General features: G+C 27.3%; 19 protein-coding genes. 6 read left to right on the forward strand and 13 right to left on the reverse strand.

Annotation, left to right across the window (positions count from 1 at the left end; translation table 11 throughout):
* Positions 1–200: 200 nt before the first annotated feature.
* Together BMUR_RS03915 and mtnK are read right to left on the reverse strand one after the other, a co-directional pair.
* Positions 201–1274: an S-methyl-5-thioribose-1-phosphate isomerase gene (locus tag BMUR_RS03915; RefSeq protein WP_013113300.1), complete on the reverse strand. Its 1074-nt coding sequence runs from the start codon at positions 1272–1274 to the stop codon at positions 201–203.
* A gap of 32 nt (positions 1275–1306) precedes the next feature.
* Positions 1307–2533: an S-methyl-5-thioribose kinase gene (gene mtnK, locus BMUR_RS03920; RefSeq protein WP_013113301.1), complete on the reverse strand. Its 1227-nt coding sequence runs from the start codon at positions 2531–2533 to the stop codon at positions 1307–1309.
* A gap of 438 nt (positions 2534–2971) precedes the next feature.
* On the opposite strand from mtnK, the gene BMUR_RS03925 reads away from it, so the two are divergent.
* The 3 genes from BMUR_RS03925 to BMUR_RS03935 all read left to right on the forward strand — a co-directional run bounded on the left by BMUR_RS03925 (position 2972) and on the right by BMUR_RS03935 (position 6208).
* Complete coding sequence (locus tag BMUR_RS03925) at positions 2972–4330, forward strand: FAD-dependent oxidoreductase (RefSeq protein WP_013113302.1); 1359 nt, start codon at positions 2972–2974, stop codon at positions 4328–4330.
* Positions 4331–4548: 218 nt separating this feature from the next.
* Positions 4549–5106, forward strand: coding sequence for a hypothetical protein (locus BMUR_RS03930; RefSeq protein WP_013113303.1), 558 nt, complete (start codon positions 4549–4551; stop codon positions 5104–5106).
* 148 nt (positions 5107–5254) lie between these two features.
* A complete protein-coding gene (locus BMUR_RS03935; RefSeq protein ID WP_013113304.1) occupies positions 5255–6208 on the forward strand; it encodes a dipeptidase in 954 nt (317 codons plus the stop codon).
* A gap of 222 nt (positions 6209–6430) precedes the next feature.
* Here the strand turns inward: BMUR_RS03935 and queA are convergent, their stop codons facing one another.
* From queA to BMUR_RS03970, 7 genes are all read right to left on the reverse strand, one after another.
* On the reverse strand, positions 6431–7507 hold the full coding sequence (gene queA / locus BMUR_RS03940; protein ID WP_013113305.1) for a tRNA preQ1(34) S-adenosylmethionine ribosyltransferase-isomerase QueA: 1077 nt from the start codon (positions 7505–7507) through the stop codon (positions 6431–6433).
* Positions 7508–7531: 24 nt separating this feature from the next.
* Positions 7532–9166, reverse strand: a complete 1635-nt coding sequence (locus BMUR_RS03945) for a hypothetical protein (protein WP_013113306.1) — start codon at positions 9164–9166, stop codon at positions 7532–7534.
* 10 nt (positions 9167–9176) lie between these two features.
* Positions 9177–10226 (reverse strand): signal peptidase I, encoded by a 1050-nt coding sequence (lepB, locus tag BMUR_RS03950; protein WP_013113307.1) that lies wholly within the window; start codon positions 10224–10226, stop codon positions 9177–9179.
* A 102-nt stretch (positions 10227–10328) separates the two neighbouring features.
* Positions 10329–11558: a 5-methylcytosine restriction system specificity protein McrC gene (locus BMUR_RS03955; RefSeq protein ID WP_013113308.1), complete on the reverse strand. Its 1230-nt coding sequence runs from the start codon at positions 11556–11558 to the stop codon at positions 10329–10331.
* 5 nt (positions 11559–11563) lie between these two features.
* Positions 11564–12760: an McrB family protein gene (locus BMUR_RS03960; RefSeq protein ID WP_013113309.1), complete on the reverse strand. Its 1197-nt coding sequence runs from the start codon at positions 12758–12760 to the stop codon at positions 11564–11566.
* Positions 12761–12788: 28 nt separating this feature from the next.
* The gene (locus BMUR_RS14900) at positions 12789–13178 is read right to left on the reverse strand and encodes a hypothetical protein (RefSeq protein ID WP_013113310.1); all 390 of its coding nucleotides are present in this window, start codon (positions 13176–13178) and stop codon (positions 12789–12791) included.
* Positions 13179–13205: 27 nt separating this feature from the next.
* Entirely contained in the window at positions 13206–13616 is a 411-nt protein-coding gene (locus BMUR_RS03970; RefSeq protein WP_013113311.1) for a hypothetical protein, read from the reverse strand.
* A gap of 148 nt (positions 13617–13764) precedes the next feature.
* On the opposite strand from BMUR_RS03970, the gene BMUR_RS03975 reads away from it, so the two are divergent.
* A complete protein-coding gene (locus BMUR_RS03975) occupies positions 13765–14292 on the forward strand; it encodes a hypothetical protein (RefSeq protein ID WP_244833500.1) in 528 nt (175 codons plus the stop codon).
* A 104-nt stretch (positions 14293–14396) separates the two neighbouring features.
* Positions 14397–15269 carry a glycine--tRNA ligase subunit alpha gene (locus BMUR_RS03980; protein ID WP_013113313.1) on the forward strand — a complete coding sequence of 291 codons (873 nt, stop codon included), beginning with the start codon at positions 14397–14399 and terminating at the stop codon, positions 15267–15269.
* 133 nt (positions 15270–15402) lie between these two features.
* Here BMUR_RS03980 and dsdA read toward each other — a convergent pair whose 3' ends face one another.
* Positions 15403–16719 carry a D-serine ammonia-lyase gene (dsdA, locus tag BMUR_RS03985; protein WP_013113314.1) on the reverse strand — a complete coding sequence of 439 codons (1317 nt, stop codon included), beginning with the start codon at positions 16717–16719 and terminating at the stop codon, positions 15403–15405.
* 14 nt (positions 16720–16733) lie between these two features.
* Positions 16734–18092, reverse strand: coding sequence for a GntP family permease (locus BMUR_RS03990; protein WP_013113315.1), 1359 nt, complete (start codon positions 18090–18092; stop codon positions 16734–16736).
* A gap of 288 nt (positions 18093–18380) precedes the next feature.
* On the opposite strand from BMUR_RS03990, the gene BMUR_RS03995 reads away from it, so the two are divergent.
* Entirely contained in the window at positions 18381–18938 is a 558-nt protein-coding gene (locus BMUR_RS03995) for a helix-turn-helix domain-containing protein (protein ID WP_041750062.1), read from the forward strand.
* Here BMUR_RS03995 and BMUR_RS04000 read toward each other — a convergent pair.
* On the reverse strand, positions 18935–19477 hold the full coding sequence (locus BMUR_RS04000; protein WP_013113317.1) for a shikimate kinase: 543 nt from the start codon (positions 19475–19477) through the stop codon (positions 18935–18937). The genes BMUR_RS03995 and BMUR_RS04000 overlap by 4 nt on opposite strands.
* Entirely contained in the window at positions 19470–20594 is a 1125-nt protein-coding gene (locus tag BMUR_RS04005; protein WP_013113318.1) for a chorismate mutase, read from the reverse strand. The genes BMUR_RS04000 and BMUR_RS04005 overlap by 8 nt, the downstream gene beginning before the upstream one ends.
* Positions 20595–21442 lie beyond the last annotated feature (848 nt).

Consider the following 21442-nt stretch of genomic DNA (forward strand, 5'->3'; position numbering starts at 1 on the left):
TTAATAACTATTGATAATATGATTTTATAATTAATATGCATATACCTAGCTTTATAGATGCTAAATATATTTTAGGTGATATCCACGTTGTAATCTCATATAATTAATTATTATATAGTTAAATAATTGTATTTTATCAAAATGAATTTGTATAATTTATATATTTGAATGTTAAAGCAGAAACTATAAAAAACTAAAAGTTAATACTCACCTTCATCATTACCTATATAATATTTAAACACATCATAAGGACTGTAAATACCCAAATCTGTTACAACAGCACTTACCAAATGAGGAGGAGTATAGTCAAAAGCAGGATAAAATCCTTTAACACCCTCTTTAGAAGTTTTTACCCCCATAGCTTCAGTTACAAGTTTTTCGTCTCTAAACTCAAAATGTATGTCATCAAATCCATGATAACCTTTATCAGGAGCTCCTGTTACAAAATAAGGAATACCCAAATATTTAGCCACTATTGCTATTTGAAAAGTTCCTATTTTATTTACTACAGCACCATTTAAACATATTAAGTCAGCAGCCGAAGTAAATACATCAATTTTTTTCTCCTGCATAGTGTATGCAACCATATTATCAGTTATAACGGTTACATCAGCACCCTGATCATAGGCAACTGTTGCTGTAAGTCTAGCACCCTGAAAATATGGTCTTGTCTCAGCACATACAACCTTTATATCCTTATTCTTTTTCTGAAACTCCTGTATCATAAATCCTACAACTGATTCTCCAAAGCATTGAGTAAGTATAGTACCTTTATCTGGAAACATTGATACAAGATTTTCTGCTATTTTTTTTATTTTGGAATATCTTTTTGTAGAAAGCTCTATTCCCCTATTAAACATAGCCTCTATCGGATCTTTGCCTGATTTTATAGCCTCAGTACCAGCTTCTAAACATGATTTTGTTATAGACATCATTCTGGCACTTGTTGTAGGTCTAGAATTGGCCAAAGTACTACAGGCATGAGTTAAAAAATCTATTCTATCATTACCTTGTAAATGTTTTGACTCATATCCGGCTAATGCCATACCCATAGCCACAGCAAGGTAGGGACCTGCACTCTGAGTTACCATATCGGCTATAGCTTTTGATACTTCTTTATGAGTTTTACATTCAACAAAATGTACTTTATTTGGATACACTCTTCTGTCTAATATCCTTACGCATCCGTCATCATACCAAGCAATATTTTCAAACTGAAGCATAAAAGCAAGCTCTTTATCTATTCTACTAGGTTTATTAAGTTCATCAGACATAAATGTTCTCCAAAATAATTTATTTAAATTTTTTAAATATTATCAAAATCAATTTTTTGAATTATATTATCTATAAATTTCATAAATTTCTCTTCTTCAGCTAATTTATCTCTATACATAATACATTCAATACCTATATTAAGAAGTACATATTCTATATTCCTTCTAGTTTCTTTATCATTTACAGATTCTATTTCTTTTACCTTAGCACAACCTGTAGTTCTTCTTAATATTTCAAGACCGCATATACCAAAAGCAGTTTTTAATACTTCAAGCAAATAAAACTCTATAAAATCCTCATTATTTTTTACAGAAATATCACTAGTATCATGTATAAATTTGGTAATAAATTTGTTTTTGAAAAGTCTTATAATATCATCTATAACAACAAAAAGAAATGAAGTATAATTCTTATCATTAGTAACATTAAAATGATAAACATAAGCAAATATAAAATTAGCTATTATTGTACCCAAATCATATCCTATAGGTCCGTAAAAAGCAAATTCGCAGTCCATAACCTTTATATAATCATCATTAACAAATATAGAACCTGTATGCAAATCTCCATGTATCAAAGCCTGAGCATTATTCATAAACTCATATTTTAATTTAGCAGCCTCAAGCTGTAAAGTTTTATTCTTATATAACTTCTCTTCAACAAATTTACTTAGTGATTGTGAAAAAGAATTTTCATTAAGTAAATTAAAAAAAGGCTCTCTAAAAACAAGCTCTTCACTTATTTGACAAAGTTCTTTATTTATATATTTAGCTACATTATCTTTCTTTGAAAATGAATTGGCAAAAAAATCAGCAGTAGACAAAGTACTTTCAACAATAAAATCGGTTATCTGCTCCTGCAAATGATGATATATCTGCCCTTTAATCAGAGCATCTCTAAGAACTGTATAATTCTTCAAATCTTCCATAACAAACAAATTCATTACTTTATCTATGCATATTATCTTAGGTGCCAAATCCGGAAGTATATCTCCATAATATGATAAAACTCTAGCCTCTCTGGCATTTCTATTCATATCAAGTATTCTTCCAGAAGAATTGCTTCTAGTATGAACTCCCGCTTGTTTTAATATTATAGAATCCTTGCCATTACTTATTCTATAAACATAATTGATATTTCCGTCACCTATTTCCTTACAAGTTATATTATCATCTTGCTTGAAATACTTTAATTTATTTTTTACATAAAATAATACATCTTTTTCTTCCATAAGAAAATATTCGTTAAATCTAACCATAAATAAAATCCATAATTAAAATCTATAGTTAAAAATATAGCATAAAAAGTATAAATATCAATAATCATATCATACAAATATATTATATAGATTATAATTTTTATAATTAAAAAAACTCAAAATATTAGTCATATAATGTAACAAAAACAATTAATCTTATTACAAAATAGCCAAAATACTTTATAAAATATATTTATATAAAGTGTTATAATATAAAAAAATAGAAATTAAATAATTATACAATACTATTTAGTGTTACTTTATATAGAATTTTGATAAAAAATACTGCAATTAGTGAAATTATTATATAAAATTAGTATCAAAAATATTAAAAAAACTTCATTATAAACATAATATCCTTGACTAAGTACCTATTTTGTACTATAATAATGCCTAAATTTATAATTAAATTATTTTTATATAAGGGGTTAAATTATTATGAAAGTTATAGTAATTGGCTGCAACCATGCAGGTACATGGGCAGCAAAAACATTAAAAGCTACAGATCCTAATTGTCAAGTTGTAACTTATGACAGAAATGATAATATATCTTTTTTAGCTTGCGGTATCGCACTTTGGGTTGGCGGTGTAGTAAAAGATCCTAAAGGTTTATTCTATGCCAGCCCTGAAAGTTTAAAAGCTGAAGGCATTGATGTTTATATGGGACATGATGTAACAAAAATAGACTGGGCTAATAAAAAATTACATGTTAAAGAATTAAAAACAGGTAAAGAGTTTGATGATAATTATGATAAACTTATTCTTGCTACAGGTTCTTGGCCTGTAACTCCTCCTATAGAAGGTTTAATGCAGGAAGGTACTGAATACGGACTTAAAAAAGGTATATTCTTCTCTAAACTATTCCAGCAAGGTCAGGAAATTATTGATGAAATAGCTAAACCAGAAGTAAAAAAAGTTATGGTAGTTGGTGCTGGTTACATAGGTGTTGAACTTATAGAAGCATTCAAAAATCATGGCAAAGAAGTTATCTTAATGGAAGCTATGCCTAGAGTTATGGCTAACTACTTTGATAAAGAAATAACTGATGAAGCTGAAAAAAGAATCAAAGAAGCTGGTATAGAAATGCATTTAGGCGAAACTGTTAAAAAATTTGAAGGTGATGACAGAGTTAAAAGAGTTGTTACTGACAAAGGTTCTTATGATGTAGATATGGTAGTTATGTCTGTTGGTTTCAGACCTAATAGCGAACTTTACAAAGATTATTTAGAAACTTTGCCTAATGGTGCTATAAAAGTAGATACTACTATGAAAACTACAAAAGATCCTAATGTATTTGCTATAGGAGACTGTGCTACTGTATATTCAAGAGCTTCTGGAAAAGAAGAATACATCGCTTTAGCTACTAATGCTGTAAGAATGGGTATTGTTGCGGCTAACAATGCTTTAGGAAAACATGTTGAATACTGCGGTACTCAAGGATCTAATGCTATATGCGTATTTGGATATAATATGGCTTCTACTGGCTGGTCTGAAGAAACTGCTAAGAAAAAAGGATTAAAAGTTAAATCTAACTTCTTCAAAGATGCTGAAAGACCTGAATTTATGCCTTCTTATGAAGATGTATTAGTAAAAATAATATATGAAGAAGACACTAGACGTATGGTAGGTGCTCAAATTGCTTCTAAACATAATCATGCCGAAGCTATTCACGCATTCTCACTTGCTATACAAAATGGTATGACAGTAGATCAGTTCGCATTATCTGATTTCTTCTTCTTGCCTCACTATAACAAACCATTATCTTGGATGACTATGGTTGCTTATACTGCTAAATAATTAAAAAAACAATATTTTTTATAATAATATAGCCCTAGTAAGTTAAAAATTTACTAGGGTTTTTTATGAATAAAAATATCATAAAATAATACCATTTAATATAAAGTAATTTTTTTATTGAAAATAAATTTATTTCAGGTTATTATAATAAACAATATCTTATATAGTATTTTAGAATAATCAGAAAATTATAATTTTATAGCGGGTTTTTGAACAAGATGATAAGCAGATTAAAATACAATATATTAATAATATTCATTGGAATAACAGCAAATTTTGTTTTTACATTTTTAGTATTATTATTTAAAATTCCTTTTCTTTTTATGGATTCTATAGGTACAATATTAACCGCTGTAATACTTGGTCCTATATACGGGGCTGTTGTAGGTATAATAACAAATATAATGACATCTATAACTATAGATTATATAAATCTGCATTTTGCCATTGTAAATGTTATAATAGGATTAATGGCTGGATTAATAGCAAGAAAATATGATTTTACAAAAATATCGGTATCTCTTATAAGCGGTATTATTATAGCAATAGTTTCAGGAGTAATATCTGCACCTATTTCTATAGTGCTTGCTAATGGAATAAGTACTGGTACAGTAGATACTTATATTAAGGCATTGATTAATAGCGGAAAAAGCCTTGTAATATCAACAACTATAGGGACATTATCAGCTGCTATAATAGATAAAATAGTATCATGTTTATTAGTTACGATAGCTGTAAAAAAGGTTTATTTTTTTAGAATTAATAAAGAAAATTAATAAAAATAATTTTCTTTATTATATTATAAAGAATTATTGCAATATATTTGATAAAGTATTATTATGTATAATAATCAATAATATTCTTTCATAAATAGAGAAAATTAAATAATATTAATTCAAATAATAATAAAATAGGAAAATAAATATGATATTTGATGCTCATTCCGATATATGGACTGATGTTGCTGTAAAAACTCTCAAAGGCGAAAATAATATAATAAAAAAATACCATTATAATAATCTAGTAAAAGGAAAAATAGGAGGCTCTATATTTGTTATATGGACAGAACCTAAAAACTATCATAGAGCTTTAGAAAGAGTGATAGAAATACAGGAATGCATAAAAAAAGAATTAGAATATATTAAAGATATTATACTTATAGCAAAAAGCTATGATGATATTATAAAAGCACAAAAAGAAAATAAATTATATATACTTATAGGATTTGAAGGACTTATATCTATAGATGATAATATTGATTTAATAGATAAATATTATGAATATGGAGCAAGACATGCCTCTCTTACTTGGAATGAAGAAAATAAACTTGCTTCAGGAGTAAGAGGAGATTCTAATAAAGGACTAACTGATTTGGGTAAAAAGGCTGTAAAAAAGATGCAGGATAAAGGAATGATAGTTGATGTATCGCATCTTAATGATAAGTCTTTTTTTGATGTAATCAACATAACTTCAGCTCCGATTATAGCGTCTCATTCAAATTCAAGGGTTTTATGCGGCAGCTTAAGAAATCTTACAGATGAACAATTAAAAGCTATAAGAGATACTAAAGGCGTTGTAGGGCTTAATTCTTACAAGGATTTTATCGATGAAAATAAGGATAAACAAACTATTGAAAGAGCTGCAGATCATATAAAATACATAGCTGATAAAATAGGAATAGAGCATATAGGGCTTGGTTTTGATTATAATGAATATTTTGAAGATGAAATTATACCGCCTTCTGTAAAAGGATTAGAAAATGCTTCTAAATCATATGATATTATAATAAAACTAAAAGAAGCTGGATTTAATAACGAAGAGATAGAAAAAATAGAGTATAAAAATTTCCATAGAGTAATAAAAGAGATTGTAAAATAAAAATATTAAATCTTATCTGGTATATAACTAAACAAATATAGTTGATAAATTTAGTTATTTATGAATGCAATTATAATTATTTATAAAATAATATCTTTTTATCAATCAATAAAATTAGCTGTATAGTAAATTACTTATTTGGTATAACAATAGGTAATCAGCCGCTTCTTACTTCGTTCGGTCGCACTGAATAAACAATACCATGCGGTAACTTAAAAATTTTCAGTATATAAACATAGCATCGCCGTATGAAAAAAATCTATAATTATTATCTACAGCTGTTTTGTAAGCATTCATTATATTATCATAACCAGCAAAGGCACTAACCATAGCAAGCAAAGTAGAATGCGGTGTGTGAAAATTAGTTATAAGAGCGTCAACACATTTAAACTTATAAGGAGGATAAATAAATATATTTGTAGAGCCTTCAAGTCTTTTGAAATCATAATTATCATATTCACTTTCCAAAACTCTTGCAACTGTAGTTCCGCATGATACTATTCTTCTACCCTCTTTTTTAGCATTGATTATAATATCATAGCTATCTTTTGGTATTATAAACTTCTCTTCATGCATAATATGATTACGTAAATCATCTTCTTTTAGAGGATTAAAAGTAGAAAAACCTACATGCAAAGTAACATAGCATACTGTAACACCAATAGACTTTATTTTGTCTAAAAGCTCATTAGTAAAATGAAGACCAGAAGTAGGAGAAGCAATACTTCCCTCATTTTTAGCATATACATTTTGATAAAACTCTTTATCATTGCTGTTGTATTCTTCTTCACCTTTTCTTTTCCTGCTTTGAATTATATACGGAGGAAGCGGAATTTTTCCTATAGTATCTAAAATATCATTTGTTAATGGTTTTGAAAACTTTATTAATTTAGTAGATATATTATCTTTTTCTATCAATGCCTCAATATTTCCTACATTATCTAAATGAGCATAATCTAAATATAGTGTATCAGCCTCTTTAATATTTTTACCCTTTATCAAACATTCCCAAGTGCTTTCATCATTGTTAACTTTATTAAGGAGAAGTATTTCAGCATTTCCTCCAGTAGATTTTTTTGCGTATATTCTTGCTGGTATTACTTTGCTGTCATTTAAAACTAATACATCATCTTTATTTAAATAATTAATAATATCTGCAAATATTTTATGTTCTAATTCTCCTGTATTTTTATTTAAAGTCATTAACCTGCAATGATCCCTTTCATAATTAGGCTCTGTTGCTATTAAATTTTCAGGTAAATAAAAATTGTAAGTCTCTTTATTTAAATAGTCTGTCATAATTTTTAATCACTTATTTTTTATTTAGAATGTTACTATTATCTTTCTCTGTCTTAAAAACTTGGTAAGATTTTTTTTAGTAGTAGAAGATGATTTCACAATAGCATATTCATCACTTATTTTTTTTATAATAATACCTTTTCTTTTTGCCTCATGGATAATCTCTTCAAGTTTATTAGCATCTTTAATTATCACAAGCGTAACATTATCATACACATAAGAGATTATTCCTCTGTCATACCATCTTTTTATGCTTGTTTCTACATGTTTAGGCATCTCTACATTACTATCAATGAGTATATTTTTTAATACGGCTAAAAACTTATCAAAAGAATATTCTGATACTTCATCACTGATTATAGTTTTCCCTTTTAAAACACTTTCTTCTGTCATTGTGTATGTATAAACAGTCTCCTGCTTATCGAGTTCAAAATATAAATTGCACATATATATAAAGTTGTTAGAAAATAAATAATGATTAATTAAAGTAAGTTCAAAATTACCATTTATAAAGCATTTTTTATTATTATCATCAATTACAGGTTTTCTAATAGCCAAAATAGCATTCTCATAAAAAGAAACCTCAGTAATACCTAATACAAACATAGAATAAATTATATTGTTATACATTTCCATAGAAAGCGAAATATTATGTTCTTTTAATTTAACGTACAGTGTAGATTTTGAAATACTTCCTTCTTCCAATATATCTAATATTTTTTTATAATAATCATGATAATTTTTATAAATAGTTTTTAATATAAGTTCTTTTCTATCATCTATAGAATTTGACAAATAATTTTTTATATTATCATATTCCAATGATATAAAACCTTTATTATCAAGTTTTATCAAATCTAATTTTGAACATATGTTTATTATGACAGCAGGCTCTATATTGTTGGTAAGAAAATTAATATTGATATCATCTATACATAATTTCTGAACATCGCATTCATATATAAATGTATCAATATCATTTAATATATTAAAATGATTATATATAAATATAGAACTATCAATATTATCTTTAAGGCTCTTTTCCAAATTGGACAAAACATTATTATTATTTATACCTATATAAGTTTGAAGCTCATCACCAAAAAAATAAACCGATACAATATTCGCTTTGCACAAAGCAAATAATTCATCATCATTCATTTTTGATTTATTATAATCGATAATATTTCCATTTTCATATATATTAATTATTTTCTGAAGATATTTTTTATATATATTAGCAGTGTATGTACAATCTATATAATTAGTAATTTTAATACTTTCTTTTAGTATAATACTTTCTATAATAGGTTTAACATTAGGAAGAAAGTATAAGGTATCATCATGAGAGTTTAATCTTCTTCTTTTTATTTTTAAATATAAAAGTCCGGATTTTTTTATTTCATCTATATAATTAAAGAAAGCAGGTATTTGTTTTTGAGTATATTTAAGAGAATATGCTATATCTATAGAGTTTAACTCTTTGCTTTCATTTTTTAAAACATAAAGCACAATGTTTTTAGCTTCTTTAGATAAAGTATAAAATTTAAAAGAAACAATAAAAACATTAGAAGATTTTGTTTCTAAATCATCTGTATTTTTTACTTTCCAAATTTTGTATAATTCTTTTAAACTATCTTGAGAAATTTGATCATACATATTGCTATTCTTATTTAATTATAAAGTATTTAAAAAATCCTTGCTCTACATCATCAGGTCTTTTAGACTGTATCCAAGCAATCATAGGCTGACCTTTTATATGTCTGTACGGAACAAGTCCCCACATTCTGCTGTCGCAGCTTTGATCTCTATTATCTCCCATTACAAAGAAATAATCCTCTGGAACATTATATATATATTCATCAGGTCTGTCTTTGGCATTAGGAACATATATATTCATCCAATACCATAATTTTATATCATCGCTTACTATCTCATCATTTATATAAACTTCAAAAGAGCTGTAATCATTATAATAATCTGTTTTATCAACTATCTTTTTAAATATCATAACATCACCTTTTTTAGGAACATAAATAGGTCCATATATATCTATACGAGGAACAAACTCTCTATCATTTCCATAAAAGAAATAACCCCATTTATCTTCTATTTCATTTCCATTTATAATTATTTTTTTATTTCTAATTTCAACTGTTTCTCCAGCAGTAGCTATAACACGCTTAACAAATTCTTTTCTAGGATCCAAATCTACAGTTTTAAGTCCCAAAAATAAATTAGCAGGTGCTAAATGAGTGCCTCCAGTAAGTTTTTCTCCTATATAGTCTGCAAGTAAAAATCTAGGGTCCCAAGTAAAAGGAGTAAGAGCAAACACCATAACTGGAAGTTTTAAAAATTGAACCAATGGAGAAGGCTCATAATAAGGCATAGCAGACTCGCATCCGAAAGAAGCAGAAGGAGGAGCTCTGAATACCACCAAATCCCCCCTTTGAGGAGATTTTATTTTAGGAAGTCTGTATCCTAAAAGCCCATCTGTAAAAGGCAATTTAACCCCATAAACAAATCTATTTGCAAAGAGTCTGTCTCCGGGCATTATAATAGGTATCATAGAGCCTGTTGGTATTTGATAATTCTGTATTAAAAATGTATTTATAAGAAGCACAATAACTATTGCATATAATATTTCTTTTAATGTATGTTTAAAATTACGGCATTCGCCTATTATTGTTTCTGTAATATTTTTTATAGGATTCTCCATTAACTTAACCCCTTGCAATAATAAATATTGATGTAAAAGTATATAATAAAACTGTTAAAATAGCAATTGTATAAAAAGAATTTACTAGAAAATATAAAATTATTAATCTAATACTGGAAGGCTAACACCGAGTTTATAAAACTTCACTAAATCGCTAATTTGTTCTTTTTTTTCAAAATCTATGATTTTATTGTTTGAATCATCTGAAGGATATATTATAATACAATTTGGAATATAATTTTCAATATCATTTGTAAACTCTTTTACTATACTTTCAACTCTTCCATATCCTGAAAGCTGCCTAATATCTTCTATGTTTATACCATTATTACAGCTGCTTTTATATTTAGTATCTGCTATATAATCATATCCATTGCACTTAATAATAAAATCAGGTTTTAATTTATGACGGCTATATACTTCTTGATATAATATTTTTGCATTTTTATTTTTTAGTGAATCATCAAGTAAAGCATAAACATATTTCTCAAATAATAATGACATATCAATATAGAAAGGAGGAGCATAATTTTCTTTATTTGAATCTTTATACCTTTTTAATTTGATTATATTAATAGCTAATTTTATAAGCAGCTTATATTTTTTGTATAGCGGATTTAATTTTATATTATGAAGTTCATAAAAATGAAGTTCATCAGATACTTCAGAAAAAAAGGTCATACAAGAAAAAGAATTATAAATACTTCCTATATTGGAGTAGCATATTTTTAATGCCTTTTTTAGTATTCTATTTTCCAAGCAGTTTATATCATAATCAAAATAAGAACAGTATACTCTGTCATTTCTAGCAGTCATAATATTTTTCTTTATATGATTTGAAAAATCTATTTTACCTTTTATTTTTGAATTAAGATTTTCTTCTTTTCTTATAAAATTTCTTTTAAGTCCGTTATGAAGCTCTAATTCAAGCATTCTCAAAAAATGTATACTTGTTAAAGCATCAAGTCCTTTTATTAATATGCTTCCTTTATAATCTATAGCAGGCTCTTCAAAATTAATGCTGTATATTTTATCAAAGTCTTTTATCATACTTGAATAAGACAAGCATTTTGAAAACATTTTCATAAAATCAATATTATCTATTTTAGGATTAATTATAATATTTTTTGTATATTCATTATCAAGCCAGAAAGCACCTATATAATAGGAAAGAGTTTTTCCAAATGAATTTTTCCCAAATATGTATTCTCTGTATTTTGAATTATTTATATGTTCAATAAGTGAATCACAATTTATCTCATTATGCTCATTAAATGAAGCAGAATTATTTTTACAAAATTCGCATTCGCATTGATTATTTAAATTATCCATAAGAATTATATTGCCAAATCTTTAATAGATTTTTTTATATTGTCATCACTTTTTAATATACCGTCTTTATAATACTCTAATAATAAAGGCTTTATTTCATAATCTAATTTTCTTTTTAGCTCTTCTTCATCTTTAGCCATAAAATAGCTATGCCCTATCATAATATCATCAATCTCGAATTCTTCATTTAATTTTTCTTTAATAATGTTTTCTATATTATTAAATAGTGTAGAAGCTTTTGATTTTAATTCTTCATTATCATTATAATAATTTTCAATTTTTTCTTTATCTGCTTTAATAGTTATAAATGCAAATCTTCTTCTTAAAGCATAATCAATATAACCTATGCTTCTGTCAGTTGTATTCATAGTACCTATTATATATAAATTGCTAGGCACAGAAAATATTTCTTTGGAATAAGGCAGTTTAACTTCTATTTCATTGTCAGCATTTTTTCTTTTATCAGCTTCCAATAATGTAATAAGCTCTCCGAATATTTTTGCTATATTACCGCGGTTAATTTCATCTATTATAAGTACAACAGGATTTTTATTATTTTCAATAAGATCTGATAAGTTATAATTTTCCTTTAAATATTCTATAAGAGGATCTACATATGATCTATAAGATTTATATTTTTTATAATATATTCCAAATAAAGCAGCTCTTATATATCTCCAATTATCTCCTACTTGGGAAGCAGGCTTACATAATACCTTCCCTTTATCATTAGTAGTTAAATAAAAATCAAGTCCTGTTTTTGTTTTTAAAGTAATTTTACCAATATTATTATTTTTTTCATCAAATCTTATATTTTCTTCAATTAATTTATTTTGAAATTCATTCCATACATCTTCTATATTATTTTTATCATTACCTGCTGTAATTGAATATCTGCAAGCCTCTTTGAAAATTCCGTCTGTGATTTCATAAGATATATTGTCGTCATTAGAAATAGGTTTATATCCTTCAACAAACTCCTCATAATCCATAGACTGATGAAAAGTTGTAAAGAATATCTGATTCTTTTCCATAAGCTCTTTATATCTTTTCATAACTTCTTTTCTGTCATTTGATATTTTTTCGTCAATCAAATTAACAGCAATTTCAGCAGTAGAATAAGTTTTTCCAGTACCAGGTGCTCCTTGAAGTATAATCTGCTTTTTTTGTTTTAGTATATTAATAATCTCTTCTTTTTCCATTTTTTTTAGTTCCTCATAATAAGCTTTGTTACATTTTTTCACGTACTTCATCTTTTTTTATTAAACCTGTACCTCTATTTTCATAGATGATAGGTTCTTCTAGTTCTATCCATCTATTAACTTCAATTATATCAACTTCATCTTCTAAAGAAACACCGTAATAATTAGCTTTTTCTTCATCTATTAAATCTTTCCAAGTGCAGTACTCTTCTGAAACTGAAGCCGCTTCTCCTATAGCTATTATTTTAAAACCTTCTTTTGCTGCTATTAAATCACCAACTTGTAAATCTCTAAAATATTCTATTCTTCTATTGTAGCTTCCTAATATAGCAGAATTATGCTTTTTAAACTCTTCAAAATATGAAGGCTTACCATCACCCCAGCTAACTCCGCATGCAAAAACTTTTCTTAATTGCATTTAACTACTCTTTATTTAATAATAAAATTAATTTCTACCAAAAACTTCATTACATTTTTCACGTACTTCATCTTTTTTTATTAAACCTGTACCTCTATTTTCATAGATGATAGGTTCTTCTAGTTCTATCCATCTATTAACTTCAATTATATCAACTTCATCTTCTAAAGAAACACCGTAATAATTAGCTTTTTCTTCATCTATTAAATCTTTCCAAGTGCAGTACTCTTCTGAAACTGAAGCCGCTTCTCCTATAGCTATTATTTTAAAACCTTCTTTTGCTGCTATTAAATCACCAACTTGTAAATCTCTAAAATATTCTATTCTTCTACTGTAGCTTCCTAATATAGCAGAATTATGCTTTTTAAACTCTTCAAAATATGAAGGCTTACCATCACCCCAGCTAACTCCGCATGCAAAAACTTTTCTTAGCTCCATATTACACTCCTATTAATTATGTATATTTAATTGTAAAATTATAGCATAATATGCTTAAATGTCAATGACAGTAGTTATAATTTATATGTTTTATTTACAAAAAATAAATAGCTTATATAATATAGAGAAAATACTTTTGGAGAAAATATTGAAAAAAATAATACTGCTTTTTATACTTATTTTAATATTATCATCTTGTGCAGCTAAGGTACATTTAGTAGAAGATTCTTTTTATGGAAGCAAATTCTATCAAACAGATTATGTCTCTATAACTTTTTGGTCAGCAACTATTAAATTCAGATTAAGAAATATAAGCGGTACTGATAATATAATATTAGAAGTACAGTACATTACAGACGGCTCTTTTAATATTACAGAAAAAAGTAAAGTAGTGTTAAAATTTTCTGACAGTACATTTTTGGATCTATACTACACATCTTTAATGCCTAAAACAGATACTGAAGTGATATACGGAACTTCTATATATTTTATGGATACGGCATATGTAGATAGAAGTTACAGCATACAGGCAGAAAATAAAATAACAGATATGAAAACAATTACAGATATACGCGTAGAAACTTCTGACGGATTTAAAAATTTCAAAGTAAAAGAAAGTGCTGCAAATGATATTATAAGATTATATAATGAGATGAAAGAGCTTTTATCAAAATAAACTATATACAAAATATTTTTAATAAAGTTATAGCATTTTAATTAATACTATTATATAATCATTCCTATATTATTTTTTATATTAAAAATAGAGAGAGATTTATTATGACTTTCACAGATCTAATTATGACTTTAAACAAATTTTGGAGTGAAAATGGATGTATAATACAGCAGGGCTATGATTTAGAAGTAGGAGCAGGTACTTTTAATCCAGCAACTGCATTAAGAGCTTTAGGACCTGAGCCTTTCAGCGTGGCTTATGTAGAGCCTTCAAGAAGACCAACTGATGGAAGATATGGTGAAAATCCAAACCGACTTCAGCATTATTATCAATATCAAGTTATAATGAAACCATCTCCTGAAAATATTCAGGATTTGTATATACAAAGTTTGGAAGCATTAGGTATAAGTTTTAAAGATCATGATATACGTTTTGTTCATGATGACTGGGAATCACCTACACTCGGAGCTTGGGGACTTGGCTGGGAAGTTTGGCTTGATGGTATGGAAATTACTCAGTTTACATATTTCCAAGCTGTAGGAGGCATAAATTTAAAGCCTATAACTGGAGAGATAACTTACGGACTTGAAAGAATATGTATGTATCTTCAAAACGTTGATAATGTTTATGATTTGGAATGGGGACATGGAATAAAATACGGCGATGTACATTTACAGGGTGAAAGAGAGTTTTCTAAATATAATTTTGAAGTAGCTGATACAGATATGTATTTCAGACATTTTAAAGAATATGAAGAAGAATGCGGCAGATGTTTATCTCAAGGCTGCGTACTTCCTGCTTATGATATGGTTATGAAAAGTTCGCATGTATTTAATATGCTTGATGCCAGAAATGCTATAAGTGTTACTGAACGTGCAGGTTACATTGCAAGAGTAAGAGAGCTTATGAAAAAAGTTTCTGCTGCTTATATAGAATCAAGAGAAAAAATGGGATATCCGCTAATAAAAAATAAGTAACTTCTTATTATATATTTTTATAACTTTTTAGATAATAAAAGGCCTCTGATAATTTTCAGAAGCCTTTTTTACGATTGGAGAAGTTTTATTACAATTTAATGGTTTAATTTATTATTTACTATCAAAATTAATTTTATACTAAATAAGTATTTAAAAAATTATCCATATCTTCTTTAGGTACCATACTGCCTCCAGTAGCCCAGCAAATATGGTATGAATTTTTTATATTATCTCCTATTTTTTCTTTTATATAATTTTTACTTTCTTCATTTTTCATAAGTTCTACAGGACCTTGAAAAGTGGCACAGGCAGAAGGTTCTATTTGTATATTTTCAGTTTCATTTAAATATCTAAGATAATCATACAATCTGTAATCAGCTATAGTAAATTCTCCGCTTAATATAGGCTCCATTATTCTGCTTACAAGTCCTGAAGGTCTGCCTACAGCAAGTCCGTCAGCATGTGTAATACCATTGATTCCTATATCTTTTACGCTAATATTTTCATGCATAGAAGTTTCTAAACCTAATAACATACATGGAGCTAAAGTAGGTTCTATAAAGAATATATAAACATTATCTTTATATATTCTTTTTAACCCATAAGCAACACCACCCGGAGCTCCCCCTACACCGCAAGGTATATATACTATTAAAGGATTTTGTTCATTTATATCTATACCTTTTTCTTCAAGCTGTTTTTTTAATCTTCGTGCTGCTACTGTATAACCCAAAAATAAATCCATAGATTTTTCATCATCTATAAAATAACTTTTTGGATCAGCATCTGAATTTTTACGTCCTTCTTCTACAGCTTTACCGTAATCATCAGCATATTCTATAACTGTTACTCCCTTAGCTCGTAACATATCTTTTTTCCATTGTTTGGCATCGGCTGACATATGAACTATTACTTCAAATCCTAAAGCAGCACTAGTTATTCCTATACTTAATCCTAAATTACCAGTAGAACCTACTTGTATTTTATATTGAGAGAAAAATTTTCTAAATTTATCTTCAGTAAGTATAGAATAATCATCATTAATATTTAATATTCCGGCATCTATTGCTAAGTCTTCAGCATGTTTTAATACCTCATAAACTCCGCCTCTAGCCTTAATGGAACCCGCTACTGGAAGATGACTGTCCATTTTTAAATACAATTTTCCGTATATTTTTGTATTATATTTTTCTTCTAATTTACTTTGCATTTTTAATATTGGCTCTAAAGGCGATTCTATTATACCGTTAGATTTTTGAGTTTCTGGAAAAGCCTTCATAATAAAAGGGGCAAATCTTTTTAAACGCTCCTCTGCATCATCTAATTGCTTATCAGATATAGGTAAATTCTTTTCATACTCAGAAAACCTAATTTCTTTTTTATTAATCCAAGCAATTTCTTCTAATCTTGATAATTTATCTACTACTACATTATTACTAAAATCTTTCATATCTTAACCTCTTTTTATAGAAATATTAATTTTAATATAAATACACATATTAATGCTGTTAATGCCTGAAGTACACTTACTATAGGAAATACTTTATATGCTGTTTCTGGCTTCATCTCTGATGTAGAAGTAACAACCCAAAAAAAGTCATCATTACCATGAAATACCATAAATCCTCCTGCAGCACAGGCAAGCATAGCTATTACAAGTCCCATAGGCGAATTAAACCCTAAAACATCTACTAAAGGAAGAAGCATAGATGCAGCTGTTATCATTCCAACAGTACCAGAACCTATAGCTGTCCTAAATATAGCACCTATTATAAAAGGAACTATTATTCCAACTGATATACCAGAAAACATACTTGTAACTATATCCTGAAGATTAGATAATTTCAATACTGTAGCAAAAGCCCCGCCTGAACCAACTATCAAAACTATCTGTCCTGCAGTTTTTAAAGCTTCCCCAAATATACCATCAAATGTCCAAACTTCCTTATCTTCTTTATTTACAGATCTATATGTAAAAAATGCAATTATTAAACCTATAAATAATGCAATTATGGTTTGCCCCAATATATCCAAAATATTATATAAAGTCCCTTTTCCTAAAGGTGCCGATTCTAATGTTGCAACTGTTCTAAGAAGCATCAAAATTATAGGAATCAATATTGGAGAGAAACTCATAATAGGAGAAGGAAGTTTATTTCCTTTATTTTCCTCATAAGTATTTACACTATTATCTATATTTGGTAAGTAATAATACTTTTTACCAAAAAATCTTCCAGCCAATACACCTATAATAGTTACTGGTATTGATACTAACATTCCGAGAAGTATAACTAATCCCAAATTTGCTTTTAATATGCCTGCAACAGCCAAAGGTCCCGGAGTAGGCGGAACTAACATATGAGTTGCATGAAGTCCCATAGCCAAAGCTACTGCCATAGTGGTCATACTTCCTCCTGTATCTTTGCTTATTCTTTTTGCCAATGGTGATAATAGTACAAAAGCAGAATCGCAAAATACTGGTATTGATACAAAATAGCCTGTTACAGCTAATCCTATATCAGCATTCTTTTTACCTGTTATTTTTAATATGGTTTCTGCCATTGTTTCTGCAGCTCCGCTCTTTTCAAGCAAAGCTCCCATGACTGTACCTATTGCTATTACTATTCCGATACCAGCTATTGTACCTCCTAATCCGCTAGAATATGCCTCTATTATTGAAGGTATAGAATGTCCTGAAATTATACCAAAGAAAAAGGCACTTATTGATAAAGCAAAGAATGGATGCAGTTTTACAAATATAGTTAGTACTATCAAAACTAATATTGATAATATAATAGCAACTATAACAAACATTGAACCCATAAAATACCTCCTAGAATATATTTTTTATAGCACATAATCACATTAATATCAAAATTTTACAGTATTATATATATCATAAAATACATTATTATTATGTATTAGTACTATAATTATTAGAATAGTAAATTTTTATCCAAAAGTCAATAAAAAATTAAATATAATTTAATAAATTTATAATAATTTAATAAAATTTAATTAATATCTATGCATTATTTTTATACTATTGAAAAAAACAAAAAAAAATATATAATTATTTTGAATCAGAGTAAAAATAATAAAGATAAAAACATGTGTAATGAAATAGATATTGGAATAAAAATAAAAGATATAAGAATTAAAAAAGGAATTCTAATAAAAGATTTAGCCAAAAAATGCGGTATATCATCATCTATGCTTAGCCAAATAGAAAAAGGCAATGCCAATCCTTCATTAAACACTATAAAATCAATAGCAAAAGAATTAGAAGTTCCAATCTTTCAATTTTTTATAGAAGATGAAGAAAACATAAAAAAAATAAATATCTTAAAGGAAAGAGATAGAAAAATAATATATACAAGAGAAGTTACATATGAATTGCTATCTCCTGAAGGAACAAGCAATATAGAATTTATAAGAATGATTCTAAATGAAAAAGATTTAGAATCATCTATTGAACCTATGCCTCATAAGGGGGAAGAAGTGGCATTTTTATTAAGCGGAAAAGCTGAAATTACAATATTCAATCAATCTGCTGTTATGTATGAAGGAGATTCAATACATATACCCGCTTTAGCACCGCATAAATGGAAAAATTTACATGACAAAGAAAGTATAATCATTTTTGCAGTAACTCCGCCAGAATTTTAAATCTGATTGATAAAACCTTTTATTAAATCATGCAGCCTTATAAAAGTGTTATTAATATCATCTTCCCAAGTATTATGTGTAAATATTATATCAGCACTCTCTCTGTATAAATTATCTCTCTGTTTTGAAAGCTCTAATAATTTATTTTTATCTTTTGCAAGCAAAGGACGCTCTCTAGGGTCTATGTTTTGCAGTATAATTTCCGGATTTCTGTCTATAAAAATGGTAAGTCCTTTTTCCTTCATAATATTTCTATTTTTTTCGAGAAGTACTATCCCCCCTCCAGTGGATATTACAGCATTATTCATACCGGCAAGCTCTTCTAAAACTTCACTTTCTACTTTTCTGAAATATTCTTCTCCGTTATCTGCAAAAATATCTGTTATTGTTTTCTCTTCTTTTTGTTCTATAAATGAATCCATATCATAAAGAGTATAATTTAATTTTTCAGCTAGAAGTTTTGATAAAGCACTTTTCCCACACCCCGGAAGTCCTATTACAAATATTACTTTATTATCTATATTATTTTTATTATTCATCATACTGCCCTAATATTATAAGATTCTCTACACTTTTCTTAAAATCTTCAAACTCTTCTTTATACCTATCAAAGTCGCCTGTCATATCAATATAAAAATAATACTGCCATTTTCTGTCACTATGAGGACGGCTTACTATAGAAGTTAAATTAAAACTTTTTAATTTATCAAGAGAATTAGCCAAACTGCCGTTTTCATGAGGAAGCAAAAATCTCATAGTCATTTTGTTTCCGCTATTTAAAGCATTATCATAATTAGCTACTATTATAAAGCGTGTAGTGTTTCCTTTTATATTTTCAATATTTTCTTCAAGCATATCTAAATCATAAATCTTACAGGCATTTTTATTTGAAATAGAAGCAATGGTTTTATCATCTCCATTAGAAACTATAAAAGCAGCTTCTGCCGTATTTGATGCTGTTATCTCTTCAAAACTATTTTCTTTTATAAAATTAGAACATTGTTTCAAAGCCTGATGATGAGATATAACCTTTTTAATATCTTTTATACTGATCCCCTTTTTAGCCATAAGACCGTATTCTATAGGTAAATATATCTCTCCAACAATTTTGCAGTTATAATCGGCAAGTATATCCAAAACCTCATTAACCATACCAGTAGAAGAATTTTCTAAAGGTAAAACACCGTAATAACTCTCACCGCTTCTTATGCTTTCAAGTACATCATTAAAATATGCCTTTTTTATGAGACATGCATTTTCACCAAAAAATTTCAAAGCAGCCTCATGTCCGTTTCCGCCTTCTCTGCCCTGATAAACTACTCTCTTATCATATTTTATTTTTTCTTTATTATTACCATTTTCTTTTTTGTTATCACTACCTTCATCAATTAAATGTTTCTGAAGCTGTTTTGATGTGTACATTATATCATTATACATAGTTGTTATTAATGATGATAAATCTTTATTTTCAAGCAGTTCTATTTTTTTTGCTATAACTTCTTTTTCTCTTTTCGGGTCAAATATAGGGGCATTATATTTCTTTTTTGTCTCTCCTACTTTAAGACTAACTTTCATTCTTTCATCTATCAAATTTACTATTTGCTTATCAATTCTGTCAATTTCTTTTCTTAATTCCTGTAATTCTTCAGATAACATAATAATATCCTTAAATATAAAATATTTCTTATTGTAGTAATAAGATTATACTAAATAGGCGTAAATTGTAAAGAAATTTATTTTATATACTGAAATTTTTTAAGTTTGTCAACTACTAATCTTTTAATTTTATTGTTTATGGTGGTTTGTCCACTGCTCTGCATGCTTACGCAACAGTTCTTTTGCGACGAAGGAAGTACTTGACAAAGTCCACTGTAAGTGTAGGTATGACCAAAAGAACCTATATCTTCGACAAGCTTGAATACGCTTTGTGAAAGACTGCATTTTTTATATAAAGCTAGGTGTTATACCATGTTTGATATATATTCTTAAAATATTAAGCTATAGTATGTGAATTTTTTGCAACTTTGACGAAGTCCGCCTGTGGCGTGCGGCGGGAAAAAGACAATAAAAACATTGACAAACTCAAAAATTTTTAGTATATATTAATATAATTAAATAAAAAAACTGATAATTTACTTCATATTATTGTATGTCCAAATTCTAATAAAGATATACTTTCAAGTATAGAGAAAATATCAAATATGAATTTGGAATATACTTGTAGAACTTTAATAAACGATAATTCTAAATTCATAATAATAGATAATAAAAAAAACAATTGAAGCATTAAAAACATTACTACAATTAATAGAATATGGTAGTATAAATTATCAAGATATAATTTTTGATATAGAATACCTTAAACCTGACTATAGCTTCATAGCTTATATATTAAAGAATGAAAAAGAAATAATTTATAATATTAATGATTTTTTAATTTATTTGCCAACTAGGTATTAATTATTAAAAATAATAGTATATACCTAAACAACTATATTTTGTCA

Source organism: Brachyspira murdochii DSM 12563 (genome assembly GCF_000092845.1).
Classification (GTDB): domain Bacteria; phylum Spirochaetota; class Brachyspiria; order Brachyspirales; family Brachyspiraceae; genus Brachyspira; species Brachyspira murdochii.